Origin of the sequence: Modestobacter italicus (genome assembly GCF_000306785.1) — a bacterium.
Classification (GTDB): Bacteria; Actinomycetota; Actinomycetes; order Mycobacteriales; family Geodermatophilaceae; genus Modestobacter; species Modestobacter italicus.
In genome coordinates this window covers 4,331,221-4,354,680 of sequence record NC_017955.1, presented here as the reverse complement: position 1 = coordinate 4,354,680, position 23,460 = coordinate 4,331,221, and the positions used below count along the sequence as shown (strand labels likewise).

Genomic DNA, 23,460 nt, shown 5'->3' with positions numbered 1-23,460 from the left:
ACCCTCGGCCCCGTGAGCCTCGACGATCGCCTCGCCGTGCTGGACGCCGAGCTGTCCGCCGTGCCGGGGGTGCTGGTCGCGTTCTCCGGCGGGGTGGACTCCGGCGTCGTGCTCGCCGCCGCGGTGCGCGCGCTGGGCGCGGACCGGGTGGTGGCCGCCACCGCCGTCTCGCCGAGCCTGCCGGCCACCGAGCGCGCCGCTGCCCACGAGTTCGCGGTGCGGCTGGGCGTCCGGCACGAGCAGCCGGCCACCGACGAGCTGTCCCGCCCGGGCTACGTGGCCAACGCGGGGGACCGCTGCGCGTTCTGCAAGGCCGAGCTGGTCGACGTGCTCACCCCGCTGGCCGCCGAGCTGGGCATCGCCGACGTCGTCACCGGCACCAACGCCGACGACCTGCGCGCCGGGTTCCGCCCCGGCATCCGGGCCGCGGCCGAGCGCGGCGCGTGGGCTCCGCTGGCCCGCGCCGGGATGACCAAGGACGACGTCCGGGCCGCCGCCCGCCGCTGGGAGCTGCCGCTGGCCGACAAGCCGGCCGCCGCGTGCCTGGCCAGCCGGATCGCCTACGGGGTGCCCGTCTCCGCGGCCCGGCTGGCCCGGGTGGAGGCGGCCGAGCGCGCGCTCCGGGAGGCGCTCGGCGCCGCCGGGCTGCCGGTGCGGGACCTCCGGGTCCGGGACATGGGCGAGGACGTCGCCCGGGTCGAGGTGGACGCTGCCCTGGTCCCCGCCGTCGGACCGGAGCTGCTGGCCGCCGTCGACGGCTTCGCCCGGGTGGAGCTGGACCCGCGCGGCTTCCGGTCCGGGGCGATGAACGAGCTGCTGCCCGACCCCGTCCGCTACCGCTGAGCCGACCGCACGATCCGGGCCGCGGCGACGCCGGCGCCGAACCCGTTGTCGATGTTGACGACGAGCACGCCCGGCGCGCAGGCGGTGAGCATGGTCAGCAGCGCTGCCAGCCCCTCGAAGGCGGCGCCGTAGCCGACCGACGTCGGGACGGCGACCACCAGCCGGTCGGTCAGGCCGGCGACGACGCTGGGCAGCGCGCCGTCCATGCCGGCCACCACGACCACCGCGTCGGCCGCCGCGAGGTCCGGCGCGACCGCCAGCACGCGGTGCACGCCGGCGACCCCGACGTCGTCCACCCGCCGGCAGCCCACCCCGCTGGCGGCCAGCGTGGCGGCGACCTCGGCGGCCACCGCGCCGTCCGACGTCCCGGCGGTGAGCACCAGCACCTCGCCGAGCGGCGGTGGGGGAGTGCCCACCCAGGCCACCCGGGCCACCGGGTCGACGTGCGCGTCGGGCCACCGGTCGAGCACCGCGGCGGCGGTCTCCGGGTCGACGCGGGTGGCGCAGGCCAGCGGCAGCCCGGCGTCGAGCAGCCCGGCCAGGCAGCCGACCGTCTCGGCGGGGGTCTTGCCGCCGGCGAAGACCACCTCGGGGGTCCCGGTGCGGGCGGCACGGTCCACGTCCAACCGGGCGTAGCCCAGGTCGGCGGTGCGCGGCTGGTCGGTCACGGGCACCAGTCTCGCCCACCCGCCGTGTCGGCCCCGCCGGAGTTGGGCAGGATGCGGGCATGAGCGTCGTGAAGATCAACGTCGTGACCGTGCCGGAGGACAAGCGCGCCCGCTTCGAGGAGCGCTTCCGAGGCCGGGCGGGTGCCGTGGAGACCACCCCGGGCTTCGAGTGGTTCGAGCTGCTCCGCCCGGTCGAGGGCACCGACTCCTACCTCGTCTACACCCGCTGGGTGGACGAGGAGGCCTACCAGGCCTGGCAGAACGGGCAGGACTTCGACCGGGCCCACGAGGGCGGTGGCGACACCCTCGCCCCGGCCGCCGAGCGGTCGCAGAACCACCTGTGGAGCTACGACGTCGTGGAGTCCGCCGCCCCCAAGGGCAGCTGAACCGAGCCCGCCCGCAGCGCCGCCGCCCAGGCGGCGTCGCGGGCGGCCGGGGCGGCCGCCGTCGTCGTGCGCACGAACTCGCCGACCACGCCGGCGAACCGGCCCGGGTCCTCCACCTGCGGGAAGTGCCCGGCGCCGTCGAACACCACCAGCCGGCTGCCCGGCAGCTGCGCGTGCAGCGCCTCGCCGTGCGCCACCGGGATGACCGGGTCCCGGCCGCCCCACACCAGCAGCAGCGGCAGCGCCGCGGTCAGGTACAGCCGGTCGGTGGCGCTCACCCGCTGGCCACCGACGTCGATCACCGACCGCGCGGTGAGCACGAACGCCGTCCGCGCCTCCGCGTCGGCCAGGGTCGCCAGGCCCGCGACGACCTGCGCCAGCGCCGGCGGGGTGACCCGCTGCAGCGGGCGCAGCAGCCGCGCGGCCGCGCGGGCGGCGTAGGGGTTGAACACCGCGGGCAGCACCCACTCGGCGCCGGGCAGGGCGACCGCCCGCAGCGCCGGGCTCACGTTCCGGCCCAGGCCGCCGGAGTCGACGAGCACGAGCCGCTCGACCGAGGCCGGGAACTGGTAGGCCAGCTGCATCGCCACCCCGCCGCCCAGGCTGTGCCCGACGACGGTGGCCGACTCCACGCCCAGGACGACGAGCAGGTCGCGGGCGAGCGTGGCCAGCGCCCCGAGGCTGTAGTCACCGCTGGGCTTCTCCGAGGCGCCGTGGCCCAGCAGGTCCGGGGCGACCACCCGGTGGGTGCGGGCCAGCTCGTCCAGCGCCGGGCCGAAGCTCGCCCCGGACCCGAGCAGGCCGTGCACCAGGAGCAGCACCGGCCCCGTCGTCCCGCCGATCCGGCAGGAGACCCGGTGACCGTGCAGCACCAGCACCTCCGTGCGCACCTCGTGCCCGGTCCACCGCACCGGCTCCCACCCGGCGCCGGCCGGCTCGCTGCTGTCGGGCTCCATCCCCGCAGGCTAGGTGGGTGCCCGGGGTGTGCGGCTGGTCACGGATCTGCGGACCGCCCCGCTCGTGCCGGGTCGCCGACGTGCCGGTCTAGGGTGGCGGTGCGGGCCGGACGACCGCCGACCGCTCCAGCACGAGCCCAGCAGGTGGGAGCCATGACCGACACGCTCAGCCCCAGCCGTACCTCCTCCCGGGAGTTCACCGAGGGCGTGCCGCTGGTCGTGGAGGACGTGCCGCGCCGCTCCGCCACCGAGCGCGCCCAGCAGCTGGAGGACCCGGGCTTCGGCCGGTACTTCACCGACTCGATGTTCATCGCCCGGTACCGGGTCGGCGAGGGCTGGGTCGACGCCCGGCTGACGCCCTACGCCCCGCTGCAGATGGACCCGAGCGCGGCCGCGCTGCACTACGCGCAGTCGATCTTCGAGGGGCTCAAGGCCTACGCCCAGCCCGACGGCAGCGTCGCCACCTTCCGGCCGGAGTCCAACGCAGCCCGCTTCGCGCGCAGCGCCGCCCGGCTGGCCATGCCCGCGGTGCCCGACCAGGCTTTCATCACCGCCGTCGACGCCCTCGTCGACGCCGACCGGGACTGGGTGCCCACCGGCCCGGACCAGACGCTCTACATCCGGCCCTACATGCTGGCGATCGAGCCGTTCCTCGGGGTCCGCCCCGCGCACGAGTACCTGTTCATCGTCATCGCCAGCCCCGCCGGTGCGTACTTCCCCCGCGGCGTGCACCCGGTGTCGGTCTACCTCTCCGAGGACTACATCCGGGCCGCCCCCGGCGGCACCGGCGACGTGAAGTGCGCCGGCAACTACGCCGCCAGCCTGCTGGCCCAGGAACAGGCGATCGCCGCCGGCTGCGACCAGGTCGTCTGGCTCGACGCGGTGGAGAAGCGCTACGTCGAGGAGATGGGCGGGATGAACCTGTTCTTCGTCCTCGGCTCCGGCGCCGACGCCGAGCTCGTCACCCCAGAGCTCACCGGCACCCTGCTGCCGGGCATCACCCGGGAGTCGCTGATCACCGTGGCCCGCGAGCTGGGACACCGGGTCACCGAGCGGAAGTTCAGCGTCGAGGAGTGGCGGGCCGGGGTCGCCGACGGCACCGTCACCGAGACCTTCGCCTGCGGCACCGCGGCGGTCATCACGCCGGTCGGGGAGGTCAAGGCCCGCACGGGCGACTTCACCGTCGGCAACGGCGAGCCGGGCCCGCTGACCATGCAGCTGCGGGCGCACCTGCTCGACGTCCAGCACGGCCGGGTGGCCGACACCCACGGCTGGCTGCACCGCGTCGCGCCCGCCTCCTGATCCGCCGACCAGGGCAGCGGGGGAGACGAGCGGCGTGCTGCGCTGGCGCGGGCTGGGGGACACCCCCCGGGACCTGGGACGCACGGTGGTCACCATCGGCATGTACGACGGCGTCCACCGCGGGCACCAGCACCTGATCCGCACCGCGGTCGCCCGCGGCCGGGCGCTGGGGCGCCCGGTGGTGCTGATGACCTTCGACCCGCACCCCTCGGAGGTCGTCCGGCCCGGCTCGCACCCGGCGATCCTCACCTCGGCCGACCGCAAGGCCGAGCTGGTCGCCGACCTCGGCGTCGACGGCATGTGCGTGCTGCCGTTCACCCAGGAGTTCAGCCGGCTCAGCCCGGAGGAGTTCACCCACACCGTGCTGGTCGAGCACCTGTACGCGACCCAGGTCGTGGTCGGCCGCAACTTCACCTACGGCCACCGGGCCGCCGGCACCGTGGAGACGCTGGCCGCCGACGGCCGCCGGTTCGGCTTCGGCGTCGAGGGCGTCGACCTCACCGTCGTCGGCTCGGCGCCGGACCTGTCCGGGGACGGCGAGGTCACCATCTCCTCGACCTACATCCGCGCCTGCGTGGCCGCCGGGGACATGGCCTCCGCGGCGCTGGCGCTGGGCCGTCCGCACCGGGTCGACGGCGTGGTCGTGCGCGGCGACCGGCGTGGCCGCGAGCTGGGCTACCCGACCGCGAACGTGGAGAGCCCGGCGCACACCGCCGTCCCGGCCGACGGGGTCTACGCCGGCCGGCTCGTGCTGCGCGACCTGCGCGGCGCCAGCCGCAGCAGCCACCCGGCGGCCATCTCGGTGGGCAGCAACCCGACGTTCGCCGGGGCCCGGCGCACCGTGGAGGCGCACCTGCTCGACTTCGAGGGCGACCTCTACGGCGAGCACGTCGGCGTGGAGTTCGTCGAGCGGCTGCGCCCGATGCTCACCTTCTCCGGCGTCCCGGAGCTGCTGGTGGCCATGGGCGACGACGTCGCCCGGACCCGCGCCGTCCTCGGGATGCCCTGACCCCGCTCGGGGGAGAGCCGGACGGTCCTGGCGGCCGCGTGTGTAACCTGGGGAGTGACGTCGGGAGACCGACGTGTGTGCATGCTGCCCCCGTGACACAGACCGGGGGCCACACGTGACCTGCCCTGGAGGCACCATGGCGCTGGAGAGCGCGACGAAGAAGCAGATCATGACCGAGTACGCGACGGTCGAGAACGACACCGGTTCCCCCGAGGTGCAGGTCGCGATGCTGACCCGACGGATCAGCGACCTGACCGAGCACCTCAAGCAGCACAAGCACGACCACCACAGCCGGCGGGGCCTGCTCCTGCTGGTCGGCCGCCGGCGGCGGCTGCTGAACTACCTGGCCAAGACCGACATCAACCGGTACCGCTCGCTCATCGAGCGGCTCGGCCTGCGCCGCTAGCACCACCGAGGGGACCGCTCCGGCACGCCGGGACGGTCCCCTCTCTCGTCCGGCACCCGCCGGAGGAGACCACCGGCCCCCACGCCGGCCGCCCCGCGAGGGCCGGTCCTCGGTAGTGGCCCCCGGGACGCAGCGAGCCTGAGAAGCAGGAACCCGCGACACCCGAGGGCTTCGATCGAAGACCGGTCGCCCCGGACACCGCCGGCGCAGAGCCGCGAAGAGGACGTCGCCGTATGCGACGTAGGAAGAGGACACGATGTCCGCACCCACGACAGAGACCGACTTCGACGCCGAGGACGGCGTCTTCACCGCCTCCGCGGTGATCGACAACGGGGCCCTCGGCTCCCGCACCGTCACCTTCGAGACCGGCCGCCTCGCCAAGCAGGCCGCCGGTTCCGTCGTCGCCACGATGGGCGACACCACGCTGCTGTCGGCCACCACGGCCGGCCGCCAGCCCAAGGACCAGTTCGACTTCTTCCCGCTGACGGTGGACGTCGAAGAGCGCATGTACGCCATCGGCAAGATCCCCGGCTCGTTCTTCCGCCGCGAGGGCCGCCCCTCCGAGGACGCGATCCTCACCTGCCGGCTGATCGACCGCCCGCTGCGCCCGACCTTCGCCAAGGGCCTGCGCAACGAGGTCCAGGTCGTCATCACCGTGCTGTCCCTGGACCCCGACCACGTCTACGACGTGCTCGCGATCAACGCCGCGTCGGCGTCCACCCAGCTCTCCGGCCTGCCGTTCTCCGGCCCGGTCGGCGGCACCCGGGTGGCCCTGATCAACGGCCAGTGGGTCGGCTTCCCGACCCACGCCGAGCTCGAGGACGCCGTCTTCGACATGGTCGTGGCCGGCCGGGTCCTGCCCGACGGCGACGTCGCGATCATGATGGTCGAGGCCGAGGCCACCGAGAAGACCATCGAGCTCGTCGCCGGTGGGGCCACCGCCCCGACCGAGGAGGTCGTGGCCCAGGGCCTCGAGGCCGCCAAGCCGTTCATCAAGGCGCTGTGCCAGGCGCAGGCCGAGCTGGCCGGCAAGGCCGCCAAGCCCGAGGCGCACTTCCCCCGCTTCCTGGACTACCAGGACGACGTCTACGCCGCGGTCGAGGCCCACGCCTCCGAGAAGCTCGCCGCCGCCCAGGCGATCGCCGGCAAGCAGGAGCGCGAGGAGGCCACCGACGCGCTCAAGGACGAGGTCAAGGCCGCCCTCGCCGGCCAGTTCGAGGGCCGCGAGAAGGAGATCTCCGGGGCCTTCCGCGCCGTCACCAAGAAGGTCGTCCGGCAGCGCATCCTGCGCGACAAGGTCCGCATCGACGGCCGCGGCCTCACCGACATCCGGCCGCTGTCGGCCGAGGTCGAGGTCCTGCCGCGGGTGCACGGCTCGGCGCTGTTCGAGCGCGGCGAGACCCAGATCATGGGCGTCACCACGCTGAACATGCTCCGCATGGAGCAGCAGCTGGACACGCTGAACCCGATCACGCGCAAGCGCTACATGCACAACTACAACTTCCCGCCGTACTCCACCGGTGAGACCGGTCGGGTGGGCTCGCCCAAGCGCCGCGAGATCGGCCACGGCGCGCTGGCCGAGCGGGCGCTGCTGCCGGTGCTGCCGGACCGCGAGGAGTTCCCCTACGCGATCCGCCAGGTCTCCGAGGCGCTGGGCTCCAACGGCTCCACCTCGATGGGCTCGGTCTGCGCCTCGACGCTGGCGCTGCTCAACGCCGGTGTGCCGCTGAAGGCGCCGGTCGCCGGCATCGCCATGGGCCTGGTCTCCGACGAGGTCGACGGGAAGACCGAGTACGTCGCGCTGACCGACATCCTCGGCGCCGAGGACGCCTTCGGTGACATGGACTTCAAGGTCGCCGGCACCAAGGACTTCGTCACGGCCCTCCAGCTGGACACGAAGCTCGACGGCATCCCCTCCGACGTCCTCGCGGGTGCGCTGACCCAGGCCCGCGCGGCCCGGCTGCACATCCTCGACGTCATGCTCGAGGCGATCGACGGCCCGGACGAGATGAGCCCCTTCGCCCCGCGGGTGACCACGGTGCGCATCCCGGTCGACAAGATCGGCGCGGTGATCGGCCCCAAGGGCCAGATGATCAACGCGATCCAGGACGAGACCGGCGCCGACATCACCATCGAGGACGACGGCACGATCTACGTCGGCGCCTCGGACGGCCCCTCGGCCCAGGCGGCCGTGGACCGGATCAACGCCATCGCCAACCCGACGCTGCCCAAGGTCGGCGAGCGGTTCCTCGGCACCGTGGTCAAGACGACGGCCTTCGGTGCCTTCGTCTCGCTGCTGCCGGGCCGCGACGGCCTGGTGCACATCAGCAAGCTGGGCAACGGCAAGCGGATCGCCAAGGTCGAGGACGTCGCGAACGTCGGCGACAAGCTGCAGGTGGAGATCACCGACATCGACGCCCGGGGCAAGATCAGCCTGGTGCCGGTCGTCGAGGGCGACGCCGCAGCGACCGACGCGGCGCCGGCCGAGGCCGCGGCTCCCGCGGAGGCGTGACACGAGGACGGACCACCTGACCGGGGCCGGGGTGGGCGCTGCGGCGCCCGCCCCGGCCTCGGTCGGTACCACTGAGGTGCTCGACGTCGACGAGTTCGGCGGACGCGTGGAGCGCACCGAGCTGCCCGGCGGCCTGCGCGTCATCACCGAGACCATGCCGGGGGTCCTCTCGGCGACCCTGGGCATCTGGGTCGGAGTCGGCTCCCGGGACGAGAGCCCGGCGCTGGGCGGTTCCTCGCACTTCCTCGAGCACCTGCTCTTCAAGGGGACGCGCAGCCGCACGGCACTGGAGATCGCCACCGCGATGGACGCCGTCGGCGGTGAGATGAACGCCTTCACCGCCAAGGAGCACACCTGCTACTACGCGAACGTGCTCGCCAGCGACCTGCCGCTCGCGGTGGAACTGCTCGGTGACCTGGTCACCGACGCGCTGAACACCGCACCGGACCTGGAGTCCGAGCGCACGGTGGTGCTCGAGGAGATCGCCATGCGCGACGACGAGCCCGCCGACGCGGTGCACGACCTGCACGCCGAGACCCTCTTCGGGGACACCCCGCTGGGGCGTTCGGTGCTGGGCACGGTGGAGTCGATCGAGTCCCTCACCCGGGACGACGTCGACGGCTGGTACCGGGAGCGGTACGCCGTGCCCTCGATCGTCGTCTCGGCCGCCGGCCGGGTCGACCACGCCCAGGTCCTGGACCTGGTGACCGCGGCCTTCGGCGACCGGCTCGCCGGAGGAGCGCGACCGGACCCGCTGCGGCTCGGCGACGACGTGGTCCTGACCGCGCCCGCCCGGCCCACCGGGCTGATCCACCGGCGTACCGAGCAGACCCACCTGCTGCTGGGCAGCCTGGGGATGGGGCGCCTGGACGACCGCCGGTACGCCGCGGCGGTCCTCGACGCCGCGGTCGGCGGGGGGATGAGCTCGCGGCTGTTCCAGGAGATCCGGGAGAAGCGCGGCCTGGTCTACAGCGTCGGGTCGTCCCTGACCCACTACGCCGGGACCGGCAGCTTCTCGGTCTACGCCGGGTGCTCACCCAAGCGCGTGCCCGAGGTGCTGCGGTTGGTCCGCGCCGAGCTCGGTGCGGTGGCCGCGGAGGGGCTGACGTCCGAGGAGGTGTCCCGCGCGGTGGGTCAGCTCAAGGGCGGCCTGGTCCTGGGGCTGGAGGACACCGGGTCCCGGATGAGCCGGCTCGGCAAGAGCGAGCTGTCCTTCGGGGAGTACCTGTCGGTGCACGAGGTCCTCGACCGGCTCGCCGCGGTGGACGAGGAGCAGGTGCGCGCGGTCGCCGCCGACCTGCTCACCCGGCCGACCTGCCTGGCCGTCGTGGGTCCCTACCGTGACCGCGACCTCGACCGGCTCCTCGCCTGAGCCGGTGACCGTTCCGTTCCGGGAGCACGGCGCGCTGGCCCGCGGGGTGTTCGCCGTCGCCGTGCTCGTCTCCCTGGCCGTGCTGTTCGCCCCGCCCGGGGACGTGCCGTCCAGCCCTCCGGGGGTGGACAAGGTGGTCCACTTCGCGCTCTTCGCCGTCCTGGCGTGCACCGGCCGCTGGGCCGGCGTCCGCCAGGGTCCGCTCGCCGCCCTGCTGGTCCTCTACGCCGCGGGCAGCGAGTTGCTGCAGGGGACGTCGCTCGTCGACCGCGACGCCTCGATCGGTGACCTCGTCGCCGACTCGGCCGGCGTCGTGGTCGGCCTGCTGTTGTGGCGCCTGGTCGCGGCACGTCGCACCCGCACCTCCGGCTGAACCGTCGGTGGACGGTCGGCCGCCTTGCGTCCGGACCTCCCGTTGGTGAGCATCGCGGGGTGACGACCTCGCCGGACGACGCCCCGCCCACCCCGACCCCCGCCGAAGCCCCGCTGATCTCGGTCGGTGTGCTGGGGGCTCGCGGCCGGATGGGCACCGAGGTGTGCCGCGCCGTCGACGAGGCCGAGGACCTGGAGCTCGTCGCGATGGTCGACGAGCGGGACTGGCTGTTCAACGTGGCCGACGCCGGCGCGCAGGTCGTCGTCGACTTCACCCGGCCGGACTCGGTGATGGAGAACATCCGCTTCTGCATCGACCAGAACATCCACTGCGTCGTCGGGACGACGGGCTTCGACGAGCAACGACTGGCCACCATCGCAGAGTGGCTCCGGCCCAAGCCCGAGGTGGGCGTGCTCATCGCCCCCAACTTCGGCATCGGTGCCGTGCTGCTCATGCGCTTCGCCGCCGAGGCGGCCCGCTTCTTCCCCTCCGTGGAGATCGTCGAGCTGCACCACCCGGCCAAGGTCGACGCCCCGTCGGGCACGGCCGCCCGCACCGCCCGGCTCGTCGCCGCGGCCCGCCGTGCGGCCGGCGTCCCGGCCGCCCCCGACGCCACCCGGGAGTCCGACTCCCTGCCTGGAGCCCGCGGCGCCGACGTCGAGGGGATCCCCGTGCACGCGGTCCGGCTCACCGGACTGGTGGCGCACCAGGAGGTGCTCATGGGTTCCTCGGGGGAGACCCTGACCTTGCGGCACGACTCCTACGACCGGGCCTCGTTCATGCCCGGGGTGCTGCTCGCGGTCCGGGAGATCGGCAACCGCCCCGGGTTGACCGTCGGGATCGAGTCGCTGCTCGGCCTCTGAGGGCCTCCTGCTGTGACTCGTGGGGCTGGTGAGGCGTCCCGACACCGCCTGGACACGTGAGCTGGGTCGCAGGATCGAAGGCCTCGACGGCTCGCGACCTGGGGTTTCGTGCTCCGAAGGGCACCTCAGCGACGAAAGTGGGGCGCGCGCGGACCCCTCGGGTTTGACGAGCCCCGCAGGGCCGCGTAACTTCTTCTTTGCGCCGAGCGAGACCGGGCCGAAAGGGCCGGGAGCCGCAAGGTCAGACCCCCGGGTGTGACAGCGAGCCGTGCACGGCGTAACGTGGGACAAGCCGCCGGAGACGACGACCTTCCAAGGTCTGGTTCCCCGCGCGTCCGCTCCTTGAGAACTCAACAGCGTGCCGAAAGTCAGTGCCAAGTATCAATACCCCCTGGCCTGGCCACTTCTTTGTGGTTCGGGTCTTGGGTTCCTTTGGTTGATTGAACGAGAGTGCCAACTCTCGGTCTCAGCTGCGATCAAATCATCTACGGAGAGTTTGATCCTGGCTCAGGACGAACGCTGGCGGCGTGCTTAACACATGCAAGTCGAGCGAGGCCCTCCTTCGGGGGGTGCCCTAGCGGCGAACGGGTGAGTAACACGTGGGCAACCTGCCCTCAGCTCTGGGATAACTCCAAGAAATTGGTGCTAATACCGGATGTGACCGCTGACCGCATGGTCTGGTGGTGGAAAGATTCATCGGCTGAGGATGGGCCCGCGGCCTATCAGCTTGTTGGTGGGGTAATGGCCTACCAAGGCGACGACGGGTAGCCGGCCTGAGAGGGTGACCGGCCACACTGGGACTGAGACACGGCCCAGACTCCTACGGGAGGCAGCAGTGGGGAATATTGCGCAATGGGCGAAAGCCTGACGCAGCGACGCCGCGTGAGGGATGACGGCCTTCGGGTTGTAAACCTCTTTCAGTAGGGACGAAGCGCAAGTGACGGTACCTACAGAAGAAGCACCGGCCAACTACGTGCCAGCAGCCGCGGTAATACGTAGGGTGCAAGCGTTGTCCGGAATTATTGGGCGTAAAGAGCTCGTAGGCGGTCTGTCACGTCGGCTGTGAAAACCCGAGGCTCAACCTCGGGCCTGCAGTCGATACGGGCAAACTAGAGTACTGCAGGGGAGACTGGAATTCCTGGTGTAGCGGTGAAATGCGCAGATATCAGGAGGAACACCGGTGGCGAAGGCGGGTCTCTGGGCAGTAACTGACGCTGAGGAGCGAAAGCGTGGGGAGCGAACAGGATTAGATACCCTGGTAGTCCACGCCGTAAACGTTGGGCGCTAGGTGTGGGGGCCATTCCACGGTCTCCGTGCCGCAGCTAACGCATTAAGCGCCCCGCCTGGGGAGTACGGCCGCAAGGCTAAAACTCAAAGGAATTGACGGGGGCCCGCACAAGCGGCGGAGCATGTTGCTTAATTCGATGCAACGCGAAGAACCTTACCTAGGCTTGACATGCACGGAAATCTCGTAGAGATACGGGGTGCCTTTGGCGTCGTGCACAGGTGGTGCATGGTTGTCGTCAGCTCGTGTCGTGAGATGTTGGGTTAAGTCCCGCAACGAGCGCAACCCTCGTTCTATGTTGCCAGCACGTGATGGTGGGGACTCATAGGAGACTGCCGGGGTCAACTCGGAGGAAGGTGGGGATGACGTCAAATCATCATGCCCCTTATGTCTAGGGCTGCAAACATGCTACAATGGCCGGTACAAAGGGCTGCGATACCGCGAGGTGGAGCGAATCCCAAAAAGCCGGTCTCAGTTCGGATTGGGGTCTGCAACTCGACCCCATGAAGTTGGAGTCGCTAGTAATCGCAGATCAGCAACGCTGCGGTGAATACGTTCCCGGGCCTTGTACACACCGCCCGTCACGTCACGAAAGTCGGTAACGCCCGAAGCCGGTGGCCCAACCCTTGTGGAGGGAGCCGTCGAAGGCGGGATCGGCGATTGGGACGAAGTCGTAACAAGGTAGCCGTACCGGAAGGTGCGGCTGGATCACCTCCTTTCTAAGGAGCACTGGCCGCCACACTCGTTGTGGTGGTCCAGAGCCGCGCACCGACCGTGAAGCCTGCCCAATCTCGGGTGGGCTCGGGTGTTGGTGGCGGAGCTCGAGGGTGGAACACTGACCAGTTCGGTCGCCGGCTCAGCCTGGTGCCTAGTACGGCTCTTCCTTTGGGGAGGGCGTGGAACGGGATCGGGCAGGGATCGGGGATCGTAGGCACGCTGTTGGGTCCTGAGGGAACGGGCCGGCCCTGCGGGGTTGGGTGTTTCTTCTGCGAGAGATCGTTCTGGTGTCGTACCGCCCGGGTTGCCGGGGCTGGCGGTGTCGGGTGGACGGTCATCTTCCGTACGTTGAGAACTGCACAGTGGACGCGAGCATCTAGCAAGTTTGTAGGTATGTATCTGGATACCCGCGCCGATCCGCGAGCCCCTGGTGGGTTGGTGGGTGGGCGTGGGTGTTTGTGTGGCCAAGTTGTTAAGGGCACACGGTGGATGCCTGGGCACCAGGAGCCGATGAAGGACGTAGGAGGCTGCGATAAGCCTCGGGGAGCTGTCAACCGAGCGTTGATCCGAGGATTTCCGAATGGGGGAACCCCGCACCAGTCATGTGGTGTGACCCGCGCCTGAACACATAGGGCGTGTGGAGGGAACGTGGGGAAGTGAAACATCTCAGTACCCACAGGAAGAGAAAACAACCGTGATTCCGTGAGTAGTGGCGAGCGAAAGCGGATGAGGCTAAACCGATCGCATGTCAAGCCGGCAGGCGTTGTGTGGTCGGGGTCGTGGGACGATCCAGTGTTCTCTGCCGAGGGCACAGGGAGTCAGAAAAGACTGTGTTAGTGGAAGGCCTCTGGAAGGGGTCGCCGTAGAGGGTGAGAGCCCCGTACACGAAAACTCAGTCTCTCCCGGGTCTGTTCCCAAGTAGCACCGAGCCCGTGAAATTCGGTGTGAATCTGGCGGGACCACCCGCTAAGCCTAAATACTCCCTGGTGACCGATAGCGGACAAGTACCGTGAGGGAAAGGTGAAAAGTACCCCGGGAGGGGAGTGAAATAGTACCTGAAACCGTGTGCCTACAAGCCGTGAGAGCCTTATGCGCGTTTACGCGTGGGGGTGATTGCGTGCCTTTTGAAGAATGAGCCTGCGAGTTAGCGGTACGTGGCGAGGTTAACCCGTGTGGGGTAGCCGTAGCGAAAGCGAGTCCGAACAGGGCGATCAGTCGCGTGCTCTAGACCCGAAGCCGAGTGATCTACCCATGGCCAGGTTGAAGCGCGGGTAAGACCGCGTGGAGGACCGAACCCACTTCAGTTGAAAATGGAGGGGATGAGCTGTGGGTAGGGGTGAAAGGCCAATCAAACTCGGTGATAGCTGGTTCTCCCCGAAATGCATTTAGGTGCAGCGTCACGTGTTTCTTGCCGGAGGTAGAGCACTGGATGGTCTAGGGGCCCCACAAGGTTACTGAAATCAACCAAACTCCGAATGCCGGTAAGTGAGAGCGTGGCAGTGAGACTGCGGGCGATAAGGTTCGTAGTCGAGAGGGAAACAGCCCAGATCATCAGCTAAGGCCCCTAAGCGTGTGCTAAGTGGAAAAGGATGTGGGATCGCAGTGACAACCAGGAGGTTGGCTTAGAAGCAGCCACCCTTGAAAGAGTGCGTAATAGCTCACTGGTCAAGTGGTTCCGCGCCGACAATGTAGCGGGGCTCAAGCACACCGCCGAAGCTGTGGCATTCACACGAACCCGTCTCTGACCTTGAGTCAGTGGCCAGGTGTGTGGATGGGTAGGGGAGCGTCGTGTGGCGGTGGAAGCGGCGGAGTGATCCAGCCGTGGACGCCACACGAGTGAGAATGCAGGCATGAGTAGCGAAAGGGGAGTGAGAAACTCCCCCGCCGGATGACCAAGGGTTCCTGGGCCAGGCTAATCCGCCCAGGGTGAGTCGGGACCTAAGGCGAGGCCGACAGGCGTAGTCGATGGACAACGGGTTGATATTCCCGTACCCGCGAAAGAACGCCCATGCTGAACCCAGCGATGCTGACCGCCTGAAGCCGGTGACTGACCTTCGGGTCTGATCTGGTGGAACGCGGGACCCGGACTGGTAGTAGGCAAGCGATGGGGTGACGCAGGAAGGTAGTCCTACCGGTGAGTGGTAGTACCGGTGCAAGGGTGTGGCCCGTCGTGTAGGTAAATCCGCACGGCATCAGGGTGAGGCCTGACGCATAGCCGAATGAGGCGAATTGGATGATCCTATGCTGCCGAGAAAAGCCTCTAGCGAGTTCTTAGCGGCCCGTACCCCAAACCAACTCAGGTGGTCAGGTAGAGAATACCAAGGCGATCGAGCGAACTGTGGTTAAGGAACTCGGCAAAATGCCCCCGTAACTTCGGGAGAAGGGGGGCCATTCACCGTCAACGCACGTGCTGCGGGTAGCGGTGGGTGGTCGCAGAGACCAGTGAGAAGCGACTGTTTACTAAAAACACAGGTCCGTGCGAAGTCGAAAGACGATGTATACGGACTGACGCCTGCCCGGTGCTGGAACGTTAAGGGGACGGGTTAGTGCACCTCGGTGCGCGAAGCTCAGAACTCAAGCGCCAGTAAACGGCGGTGGTAACTATAACCATCCTAAGGTAGCGAAATTCCTTGTCGGGTAAGTTCCGACCTGCACGAATGGCGTAACGACTTCTCAGCTGTCTCAACCACAGGCTCGGCGAAATTGCACTACGAGTAAAGATGCTCGTTACGCGCGGCAGGACGGAAAGACCCCGGGACCTTCACTATAGCTTGATATTGGTGTTCGGTTCGGCTTGTGTAGGATAGGTGGGAGACTGTGAAGCGGGCACGCCAGTGTTCGTGGAGTCGCCGTTGAAATACCACTCTGGTCGAATTGGATGTCTAACCTCGGTCCGTGATCCGGATCAGGAACAGTGTCAGGTGGGTAGTTTAACTGGGGCGGTTGCCTCCCAAAATGTAACGGAGGCGCCCAAAGGTTCCCTCAGCCTGGTTGGCAATCAGGTGTCGAGTGCAAGTGCACAAGGGAGCTTGACTGCGAGACCGACGGGTCGAGCAGGAGCGAAAGCTGGGACTAGTGACCCGGCACCGGCATGTGGAAGCGGTGTCGCTCAACGGATAAAAGGTACCCCGGGGATAACAGGCTGATCTTCCCCAAGAGTCCATATCGACGGGATGGTTTGGCACCTCGATGTCGGCTCGTCGCATCCTGGGGCTGGAGTAGGTCCCAAGGGTTGGGCTGTTCGCCCATTAAAGCGGTACGCGAGCTGGGTTTAGAACGTCGTGAGACAGTTCGGTCCCTATCCGCCGTGCGCGTAAGAGACTTGAGAAGAGCTGTCCCTAGTACGAGAGGACCGGGACGGACGAACCTCTGGTGTGCCAGTTGTTCCGCCAGGAGCACTGCTGGTTGGCTACGTTCGGCAGGGATAACCGCTGAAAGCATCTAAGCGGGAAGCTCGCTTCAAGATGAGGTCTCTCACCGGGTCAACCGGGTAAGGCCCCCGCCCAGACCAGCGGGTTGATAGGCCGGAGGTGGAAGCGCAGTAATGCGTGGAGCTGACCGGTACTAATAGGCCGAGGGCTTGACCACACATACATCCAGCAACATTGCTCGTCTTGCTCAGATTGTCTCGCGTCCACTGTGCAGCTCTGAAGGTACGGAAACCCCCACCTGTCGGGTGGGTGCGGTTCCCCCACTCAGGGCACCAGCCGATCCCCGCGCGGGGAGGGCTGGTGTCGGGGTGGGTACATCTTCACAGTGTTACGGCGGTCATGGCGAAAGGGAAACGCCCGGTCTCATTCCGAACCCGGAAGCTAAGCCTTTCAGCGCCGATGGTACTGCCCGGGGGACCGGGTGGGAGAGTAGGACGCCGCCGGACATAACTCCCAGAAACGGGGTCACAGCATCAGCTGTGGCCCCGTTTCTGCATGCCCAGGCACTGATCCCGCGCAAGCGCGGCAGCGCACCAGGGGCGCCGATCGCCGGCCACGGCAACGGCCACGCGGCGTGGTTTATCGCGCGAAAGCACCAGCAGCCCAGTGCGGCTTGAAGCGCACGCGCTCTCGCGCCGGGAAGCACGTGCGGTGCGGTGCCGTGTGTCGCAGCGACCGTGCTTTAGCGCGATAAAGCACATGCGCTGGGGATCGCTGCGGTGCCCCGCGACGTAGGGGCTGTAATTAAGCGCCGCAAAGCGCATGCGGTGCGGTGGAGCATTTGCTCTCGCGCCATGGAGCACGGCCTGGGCCCAGTTGTCGGCTGGATGCGTCAGGACGGAACTGGCGGGGTCAGCGGCGGCGGTCGGGTGGGGCGGTGGTCGCACCGACGTTGTCGGCGAGCCACTGGTTGAGGCCGGCGCAGTGACGCCAGGCGTCCCGCACGCGTTCGAGCGCCTGCCGGGTCTGCAGCCAGTCGGCCGGCTCCCAGGTCTGCGATGCGTGCAGTGACCTGTGCCGGAGCAGAGCCACCCGTGGGTGGTCAGCGGGGTAGCCGCGCGGCGTCCGCACGAGCTGGTCGCCGTCGATGGAGAAGTCCCGCCCGCGCAGCGAGGCCACCTCCGCCTCCAACCGGGGGCCCTGGACGTCGTCCGCGACCGCACGCCGATAGCGCTCGACCTGGTCGGGCTGCAGCCGCCAGCACCCGCCGGAGACCCGGAGCCCGTCGGCGGAGACCTGCACGTACACCGAGCCCACACCGCGGCCGTCCAGGTGGAGCACCGCCCCCTGGTGGGTCTTGTACGGCGTCTTGTCGTGGCTGAACCGGACGTCCCGGTAGGGGCGGAACAGCTTGGGCGTGCCGAACTCCGGTGCCAGCTCGTCGGCTAGCTCCTGCATCGGCCGCCGGACGTGCTCGTCGTAGGCCTGCCGGTGCTCGGTCCAGTAGGTCTTGCTGTTGTCCGCCTCCAGGCCCTCGTAGAAGACCAGTCCCTCGTCGGGGAAACCGGAGAACGTCACTGCACTCCTCGCTCGTCGATCGCCTCGGGCTGCACGTCCTCGAGCAGGGTCTCCCAGCGGTGCTGGCGCAGGGTCGAGGTCCCGGTGTCCAGGGTGCGCACCCACCCGTCGGTCGCCCAGCCGGCGCCGGTCAGGAACCGCCCCGTGACGTCGTCCGCCTCGGGCAGCCACAGCTGCAGCCGGCGGACACCCGCCGCGACGGCCAGGTCGGTGACGGCGGCGAGCAAGCGGCTGCCGTGCCCGCGCCGGCCCCACCGAGGTTCCACCAGCAGCGCGGTGACCTCGTTCGTCGGACCGTCGGGCAGTGGGCGCTCGCCCTCGGTCAGCTCGGCGGGGCCGAAGGCGGCGAAGCCGGTCACCTCGGCACCGTCCAGCGCGACCAGCACGCCGTGCCCCGGGGTGGGCGGGGTGACGACGGCGGCCTGCCACGCGGCGACGGCGCCGGCCTCGTCCCAGTCGTCGAGGACCTCGGCCGGCAGCAGCGCGCGGTACGCCGTCCGCCAGGTCACCAGCTGGACCCGCGCGATCGCCTCGGCGTCCTCGGGCCGCGCCAGCCGGACCGACACCTCGGCCCGGCCAGGGAGACCGGGGCGGGGAGGGAGTGTCACCGGGGCAGCGTAGGTGTCCGGTTCCGGTGGTGGGACGGTCGTACCCTCACGGCAGGATCGCGGCCGTGACGTCATCCGGAGAGCGCCTGCCCGCGGGGCTCGCACGCCGCATCGCCCTGGCCGCGCAGGGCTTCGCCGACCCGCGGCCGGGTGGCGACGTCGGCACCCGGCAGCTGCGGCGCACGGTCGAGCGGCTCGGCGTCGTGCAGATCGACTCGGTCAACGTGCTGTCCCGGTCGCACTACCTGCCGTACTTCAGCCGGCTGGGCCCGTACCCGCGGACGGCGCTGGACGCGCTGTCCAACCGGCGGCACGACCTCTTCGAGTACTGGGCGCACGAGGCGTCCTTCCTGCCGGTCCGGCTGCAGCCGCAGCTGCGCTGGCGGATGGCCGCCGCCGAGGAACACGCCTGGGGCAACATGGTCCGGCTGCAGCGCGAGCGGCCCGGCTACGTGCGCGAGGTCCTCGACCGGGTGCGGGAGGGCGGACCGATCCGGGCCAGCCAGCTGATCGAGCCGCGCCCTGACCGGCCCGGGTCGATGTGGAACTGGCACGCCGGCAAGGTCGCGCTCGAGTGGCTCTTCTTCACCGGGGCCCTCACCGCGCGGGCCCGCACCGCCGGGTTCGAGCGGGTGTACGACCTCACCGAGCGCGTCCTGCCGCCCGAGGTGGTGCAGGCGCCAACCCCCGACCGGGCCGACGCCGTCCGTGCGCTCGTGGCCACCGCCGCCCGCGCGCTGGGGGTGGCGACCGAGACAGACCTTCGGGACTACTTCCGGCTGCCCGTGGTCGACGCCCGGACGGCGATCGCCGAACTGGTCGAGGGCGGCCTGCTCCGACCGGTCCAGGTCGAGGGCTGGGACCGGCCGGCCTGGCTGGACCCGGACGCCCGCCGACCCCGGTGGGTCCGCGCCCGGGCCCTGCTCACCCCGTTCGACTCGCTGGTCTGGGAACGGCCGCGGGTCGAGCGCATCTTCGGGTTCCGCTACCGGCTGGAGATCTACACCCCGGCCGCGAAGCGGGTGCACGGCTACTACGTGCTGCCCTTCCTCCTCGGTGACCGGCTGGTCGGCCGGGTCGACCTGAAGGCCGACCGGCAGGCCGGTGTGCTGCGGGTGCAGTCCGCCCATGCCGAGCCCGGCATCGACGTCCCGGAGGTGGCCGAGGCCCTGGCGGCCGAGCTGCGGTTGATGGCCGACTGGATGGAGCTCGAGCAGGTGGCGGTCACCGGCGCCGGTGACCTCGCGCCGGCGCTCACCGGTGCCGTCGCCGCGACCGGCGACCCCGGCCCCCTGCTGACCGCGGTCGGTCAGCCCGCGGACGGCGGCGCAGCCGGCTGACCGGCAGCCCGGCGCAGCCGCAGGTCCCCGGAGACCGACTGCAGGGTGACCGACAGCTGGGCGCCGCCGGCGTCCGGTGCGTCCTCGGCCAGCTCCGACCGCAGCCGCCCCGACACGGTCTGCACGTCCAGCCAGATGCGCAGGCCGGGCGCGACGCCGACGGTGGCGTCACCGGAGACCGTGGTCAGCCGGACCGTGCCGCTGGTCGCAGTCTCGATCCGCACGTCCCCGGACGCGGTCCGCGCGGTGACGTCCGTGGCGGCCGTGCCGACGAGCAGGTCGCCGGAGGCGGTGCGGAGCTGCACCGGCCCGCCGGCGTCGGCGATCCGCACGTCGCCGGAGGCGTTGCCCACGTCCGCCGGCCCGTCCACCCGCCCGGCCCGGACGTCCCCGCTGGCCGACCGGGCCTGCAGCGACGTGCAGTGCTCGACGTCCAGGTCGCCGCTCGAGCTCGTCAGCGTGGCCGCGCCCAGCCGACCGCGCAGCGTGCCGGTGGCCGAGGAGCCGGTGACGGTCACGTCGGTGCCCGGCGGCACGGTGACCGAGAGGGCGAACGCGGGGGCCCGGAGCAGCCGGCGGTCGGGCGCGGCGAGCCGGAGGTGGGCGCGGGTGACGATGAGGTCCAGCCGGTCGATCAGCTCCTCGGCGGTGCTGTTGAGCGCCTGGACCTCGACGACGACCTCCTCGGCGGCCGGGTCGGCGTCGACGGTCGTCGAGCCGACGGCGTTCCGCACCTCGAGCGAGCGGAGGACGTCGGAGAGCGGGATGCGGTGGGTGCGGACGGTCACGAGGAGCTCCTCGGTCAGCTCCGGGCGAAGCCGGAGTAGCGGCGGGGACCGCGCCCGGAGCGCGGTGGGTCGGTGGGTTCGCGGAGGCCGGCGGCGACGGCGCGCACCAGCCAGGCGTTGAGCGAGATGCCGGCGGCAGCAGCGGCCGCCTCGGCGCGGGACTTGACCGACTCCGGCAGGCGGAGGCTGATCCGGGCCACCGACCCGTCGTCGTCGACGTCGCCCTCGCCGGCCGGGTCCTCGGCGGGCTCGGCGGGCTCGGGGTCGGGCGCGGGCACGATGACGACCTCGGGGTCGCGGCCGCGGAGCCGGATGTCGACCTGGCCGCCGTCCCAGGCCGCGGTGATCTCGGCGGCCATCGCCGACAGCGCGTCGGTCACCGCCAGCCGGACGGCGGGCTCGATCGTGTCGCCCAGCAGCCGGGCCGTCTCCCGGGTCTGCTCGGTGCCGGCGGCGGCCGCGGTGGTCAGGGAACGGCGCAGCGCGTCGACGTAGTCGGTCAGGTCCATGGACGCCATCGTGACGTCACCCCCGGGATCCACGGCGGCGGGGCGGCCCGGCGCGCCGGGCCGGCCGGGGTGTGCGGCCGGGGGGACGACGGCTGGCTCACAGCGACCGCCCGCCCAGCCAGCGGGGGCGGCGCCGCGGCGTGCGGGCCGTGCGGAGGTGCGGTCGCGGCTCCGCGGGGAACCGCGGGGCCATCGCCTGCTGCAGGTCGCGGATGTTGTTCACGTGCTCCATGACGTCAGCATGACACCACCTTGACGTCATGTCGAGCGTCACAGTGATGTCGCGACGCGATGGCACGGGAGGGGCGGTTGGGGACCGTGCGACCGGGCGCCGTCGAGCCGGTCGAGCCGCCCACCCCGTCGACGTAGGCTCGTCGCCGTGCCCGCCATCGCCCCGCTGAAGGTGCAGGTCGTCGCGCAGACCTCGTTCACCCCGCCGGCCGACGTCCCGTGGGAGACCGACGCGGACGGCGGGCAGGCCCTCGCGGAGTTCGCCGGGCGCGCCTGCTACCAGTCCTGGGACAAGCCCAACCCGTCGACCGCGACCAACCAGGGCTACCTGCGGCACGTCCTGGAGGTCGGCCACCTGTCGGTGCTCGAGCACGGCACGGTGAGCATGTACCTCTCCGGCGTCTCCCGGTCGCTGACCCACGAGCTGATCCGGCACCGGCACTTCTCCTACAGCCAGCTGTCCCAGCGCTACGTGCCCGAGCGGGACGCCGCGGTGGTCGAGCCGGCGGTGATCGCCGAGGACCCCGAGCTGCACGAGCGGTTCCTGGCCGCGACCGACGCGGCGATCGCCGCCTACGAGGAGCTGCTCGAGGGGCTGGAGAAGCGGTTCGCCGACGTCCCCAACGCCACGCTCCGGCGCAAGCAGGCCCGGCAGGCCGCCCGTGCGGTGCTGCCGAACGCGACCGAGACCCGGATCGTCGTCACCGGCAACTACCGGGCCTGGCGGCACTTCGTGGCCATGCGGGCCAGCGAGCACGCCGACGTGGAGATCCGCGAGCTCGCCGTGGCCTGCCTGCGGGAGCTGCAGCGGGTCGCCCCGCACGTGTTCGACGACTTCCGGATCAGCGACCTGGCCGACGGGACCGCGGTCGCCGCGAGCCCGCTCGTCGCCGAGGGCTGATCCCCCCAACCCACCCCCCACCACGCGACGAGGAGTCGACATGCCCGAGGTCGCCGTCCAGCAGCAGGTCGACACGCAGTACGAGGACCTGCTCCGCCGGGTGCTCGAGACCGGCAGCCCCAAGTCCGACCGCACCGGCACCGGCACGCTGAGCCTGTTCGGGGAGCGGCTGCGCTACGACCTGTCCGCGGCCTTCCCGCTGGTGACGACGAAGTCGGTGCACTTCCGGTCGATCGCCTACGAGCTGCTGTGGTTCCTCCGCGGGGAGGGCAACGTCGGCTGGCTCCGGGAGCACGGCGTGACGATCTGGGACGAGTGGGCCGCCGAGGACGGCAGCCTGGGACCGGTCTACGGCGTCCAGTGGCGGTCGTGGCCCACGCCGGACGGCGGCTCGATCGACCAGCTCGCCGGCATCCTGGACACGCTGCGCCGCGACCCCGACTCGCGGCGGATGGTGGTGTCCGCCTGGAACGTGGCCGCGCTGCCGGAGATGGCGCTCGCGCCCTGCCACGCGCTGTTCCAGTTCCACGTCGCCGACGGCCGGCTGTCCTGCCAGCTCTACCAGCGCAGCGCCGACCTCTTCCTCGGCGTCCCGTTCAACATCGCCAGCTACGCGCTGCTGACCCAGATGGTCGCCCAGCAGGTCGGGCTGGAGCCCGGCGACTTCATCTGGGTCGGCGGGGACTGCCACATCTACACCAACCACCTCCCGCAGGTGCGCGAGCAGCTCTCCCGCGAGGTGCTGCCCTTCCCGCAGCTGACCATCGACCCGGCCCCGTCGCTGTTCGAGCACGACTACGCCGACCTGCACCTCGTCGACTACCGGCACCACCCCGGCATCCGGGGTGCGGTGGCCGTCTGATGCTGCGGCTGGTCTGGGCGCAGGCCGCCGGCGGTGTCATCGGTGCCGACGGCGCCCTGCCCTGGCACCTGCCCGAGGACCTGCGGCTGTTCCGCGCGCTGACCCTGGGCTCGACGGTGGTGATGGGCCGGCGCACCTGGGAGTCGCTGCCGCCGCGGGTGCGGCCGCTGCCCGGCCGGCGCAACGTCGTCCTCAGCTCGACCCTCGACCCCGCCGACGCCGGGGTCGAGGTGGCCCGGTCGGTCGACGACGTCCTGGCGCTGGACGGCGACGTCTGGGTCATCGGCGGCGGGGAGGTCTACGCGGCGCTGCTCCCGCACGCCGACGAGGTCGTGGTCACCGAGGTCGACGCGCAGCTGCCCGGGGACACCTGGGCGCCGGCCCTCGACGCGGGGTGGCTGCCCGGCGCGCGGGTCCCGGCGGCCGGCTGGGCCCGGTCCGGGGCCGGGCTCCGGTTCCGGGTGACGCACCACCACCGCGGGTCGGCGGCGCCCGGTCCGGTGCCCGGCGTGCTCGCCGACCACCTGGCGGCGTGGACCCGCGCCGGGCAGTCCGGTGGTGTCGGTGCGGGCCGGTAGAT

The 23,460-nt window shown here is 70.6% G+C and carries 20 protein-coding genes and 3 rRNA genes; 16 read left to right on the top strand and 7 right to left on the bottom strand.

Annotated features, from left to right (window positions below; all coding sequences use genetic code 11):
• The first annotated feature begins 12 nt into the window (after nt 1-12).
• On the top strand, nt 13-843 hold the full coding sequence (gene larE, locus MODMU_RS20615) for an ATP-dependent sacrificial sulfur transferase LarE (RefSeq protein ID WP_014742320.1): 831 nt from the start codon (nt 13-15) through the stop codon (nt 841-843).
• Here the strand turns inward: larE and larB are convergent.
• The gene (gene larB, locus MODMU_RS20610) at nt 834-1,511 is read right to left on the bottom strand and encodes a nickel pincer cofactor biosynthesis protein LarB (RefSeq protein ID WP_014742319.1); all 678 of its coding nucleotides are present in this window, start codon (nt 1,509-1,511) and stop codon (nt 834-836) included. The two genes, larE and larB, sit on opposite strands and share 10 nt — an antisense overlap.
• 59 nt (nt 1,512-1,570) lie before the next feature.
• On the opposite strand from larB, the gene MODMU_RS20605 reads away from it, so the two are divergent.
• Nucleotides 1,571-1,897, top strand: a complete 327-nt coding sequence (locus tag MODMU_RS20605) for an antibiotic biosynthesis monooxygenase family protein (protein ID WP_014742318.1) — start codon at nt 1,571-1,573, stop codon at nt 1,895-1,897.
• Here the strand turns inward: MODMU_RS20605 and MODMU_RS20600 are convergent.
• The gene (locus MODMU_RS20600; RefSeq protein WP_014742317.1) at nt 1,858-2,853 is read right to left on the bottom strand and encodes an alpha/beta fold hydrolase; all 996 of its coding nucleotides are present in this window, start codon (nt 2,851-2,853) and stop codon (nt 1,858-1,860) included. The genes MODMU_RS20605 and MODMU_RS20600 overlap by 40 nt on opposite strands.
• A gap of 153 nt (nt 2,854-3,006) precedes the next feature.
• Between MODMU_RS20600 and MODMU_RS20595 the strand changes: the two genes are divergently transcribed.
• From MODMU_RS20595 to rrf, 10 genes are all read left to right on the top strand, one after another.
• The gene (locus tag MODMU_RS20595; protein ID WP_014742316.1) at nt 3,007-4,155 is read left to right on the top strand and encodes a branched-chain amino acid aminotransferase; all 1,149 of its coding nucleotides are present in this window, start codon (nt 3,007-3,009) and stop codon (nt 4,153-4,155) included.
• Between the two features lie 34 nt (nt 4,156-4,189).
• Nucleotides 4,190-5,164 carry a bifunctional riboflavin kinase/FAD synthetase gene (locus MODMU_RS20590; protein ID WP_014742315.1) on the top strand — a complete coding sequence of 325 codons (975 nt, stop codon included), beginning with the start codon at nt 4,190-4,192 and terminating at the stop codon, nt 5,162-5,164.
• A gap of 136 nt (nt 5,165-5,300) precedes the next feature.
• Entirely contained in the window at nt 5,301-5,570 is a 270-nt protein-coding gene (gene rpsO / locus MODMU_RS20585) for a 30S ribosomal protein S15 (protein ID WP_014742314.1), read from the top strand.
• Nucleotides 5,571-5,826: 256 nt separating this feature from the next.
• Nucleotides 5,827-8,082: a polyribonucleotide nucleotidyltransferase gene (locus MODMU_RS20580; RefSeq protein WP_014742313.1), complete on the top strand. Its 2,256-nt coding sequence runs from the start codon at nt 5,827-5,829 to the stop codon at nt 8,080-8,082.
• Between the two features lie 76 nt (nt 8,083-8,158).
• Complete coding sequence (locus tag MODMU_RS20575) at nt 8,159-9,454, top strand: M16 family metallopeptidase (RefSeq protein ID WP_014742312.1); 1,296 nt, start codon at nt 8,159-8,161, stop codon at nt 9,452-9,454.
• Nucleotides 9,455-9,458: 4 nt separating this feature from the next.
• Nucleotides 9,459-9,827 carry a VanZ family protein gene (locus tag MODMU_RS20570; protein ID WP_014742311.1) on the top strand — a complete coding sequence of 123 codons (369 nt, stop codon included), beginning with the start codon at nt 9,459-9,461 and terminating at the stop codon, nt 9,825-9,827.
• Between the two features lie 59 nt (nt 9,828-9,886).
• A complete protein-coding gene (gene dapB, locus MODMU_RS20565; RefSeq protein WP_014742310.1) occupies nt 9,887-10,690 on the top strand; it encodes a 4-hydroxy-tetrahydrodipicolinate reductase in 804 nt (267 codons plus the stop codon).
• Nucleotides 10,691-11,174: 484 nt separating this feature from the next.
• Nucleotides 11,175-12,694: ribosomal RNA gene (locus MODMU_RS20560) — 16S ribosomal RNA — on the top strand.
• 460 nt (nt 12,695-13,154) lie between these two features.
• A 23S ribosomal RNA gene (locus MODMU_RS20555) occupies nt 13,155-16,280 on the top strand.
• Nucleotides 16,281-16,452: 172 nt separating this feature from the next.
• Nucleotides 16,453-16,569, top strand: a 5S ribosomal RNA gene (rrf, locus tag MODMU_RS20550).
• The 16S, 23S and 5S rRNA genes sit together here, the layout of an rRNA operon.
• Nucleotides 16,570-16,975: 406 nt before the next feature.
• Here the strand turns inward: rrf and MODMU_RS20545 are convergent.
• Both MODMU_RS20545 and MODMU_RS20540 read right to left on the bottom strand, forming a co-directional pair.
• Complete coding sequence (locus MODMU_RS20545) at nt 16,976-17,641, bottom strand: DUF2461 domain-containing protein (RefSeq protein ID WP_014742308.1); 666 nt, start codon at nt 17,639-17,641, stop codon at nt 16,976-16,978.
• Nucleotides 17,638-18,249 carry a GNAT family N-acetyltransferase gene (locus tag MODMU_RS20540; RefSeq protein ID WP_014742307.1) on the bottom strand — a complete coding sequence of 204 codons (612 nt, stop codon included), beginning with the start codon at nt 18,247-18,249 and terminating at the stop codon, nt 17,638-17,640. Before MODMU_RS20540 ends, MODMU_RS20545 begins: the two co-directional genes overlap by 4 nt.
• A 65-nt stretch (nt 18,250-18,314) precedes the next feature.
• Here MODMU_RS20540 and MODMU_RS20535 point away from each other — a divergent pair, with 65 nt between their 5' ends.
• A complete protein-coding gene (locus tag MODMU_RS20535) occupies nt 18,315-19,589 on the top strand; it encodes a winged helix-turn-helix domain-containing protein (protein WP_014742306.1) in 1,275 nt (424 codons plus the stop codon).
• On the opposite strand, the gene MODMU_RS20530 is transcribed toward MODMU_RS20535, so the two are convergent.
• The 3 genes from MODMU_RS20530 to MODMU_RS30155 all read right to left on the bottom strand — a co-directional run bounded on the left by MODMU_RS20530 (nt 19,559) and on the right by MODMU_RS30155 (nt 21,118).
• Nucleotides 19,559-20,377 carry a DUF4097 family beta strand repeat-containing protein gene (locus tag MODMU_RS20530; RefSeq protein ID WP_014742305.1) on the bottom strand — a complete coding sequence of 273 codons (819 nt, stop codon included), beginning with the start codon at nt 20,375-20,377 and terminating at the stop codon, nt 19,559-19,561. The genes MODMU_RS20535 and MODMU_RS20530 overlap by 31 nt on opposite strands.
• 14 nt (nt 20,378-20,391) lie before the next feature.
• Nucleotides 20,392-20,886 (bottom strand): toxin-antitoxin system HicB family antitoxin, encoded by a 495-nt coding sequence (locus MODMU_RS20525; RefSeq protein WP_014742304.1) that lies wholly within the window; start codon nt 20,884-20,886, stop codon nt 20,392-20,394.
• Between the two features lie 97 nt (nt 20,887-20,983).
• Nucleotides 20,984-21,118 carry a hypothetical protein gene (locus MODMU_RS30155; protein ID WP_269454043.1) on the bottom strand — a complete coding sequence of 45 codons (135 nt, stop codon included), beginning with the start codon at nt 21,116-21,118 and terminating at the stop codon, nt 20,984-20,986.
• Between the two features lie 147 nt (nt 21,119-21,265).
• Here MODMU_RS30155 and thyX point away from each other — a divergent pair, with 147 nt between their 5' ends.
• Genes thyX through MODMU_RS20510 form a run of 3 tightly spaced genes read left to right on the top strand, consistent with a single transcriptional unit; the run spans nt 21,266 to nt 23,458 of the window.
• The gene (gene thyX, locus MODMU_RS20520; protein ID WP_014742303.1) at nt 21,266-22,018 is read left to right on the top strand and encodes an FAD-dependent thymidylate synthase; all 753 of its coding nucleotides are present in this window, start codon (nt 21,266-21,268) and stop codon (nt 22,016-22,018) included.
• A gap of 40 nt (nt 22,019-22,058) precedes the next feature.
• On the top strand, nt 22,059-22,880 hold the full coding sequence (locus tag MODMU_RS20515; protein WP_014742302.1) for a thymidylate synthase: 822 nt from the start codon (nt 22,059-22,061) through the stop codon (nt 22,878-22,880).
• Nucleotides 22,880-23,458 (top strand): dihydrofolate reductase, encoded by a 579-nt coding sequence (locus MODMU_RS20510; RefSeq protein WP_014742301.1) that lies wholly within the window; start codon nt 22,880-22,882, stop codon nt 23,456-23,458. The genes MODMU_RS20515 and MODMU_RS20510 overlap by 1 nt, the downstream gene beginning before the upstream one ends.
• Nucleotides 23,459-23,460 lie beyond the last annotated feature (2 nt).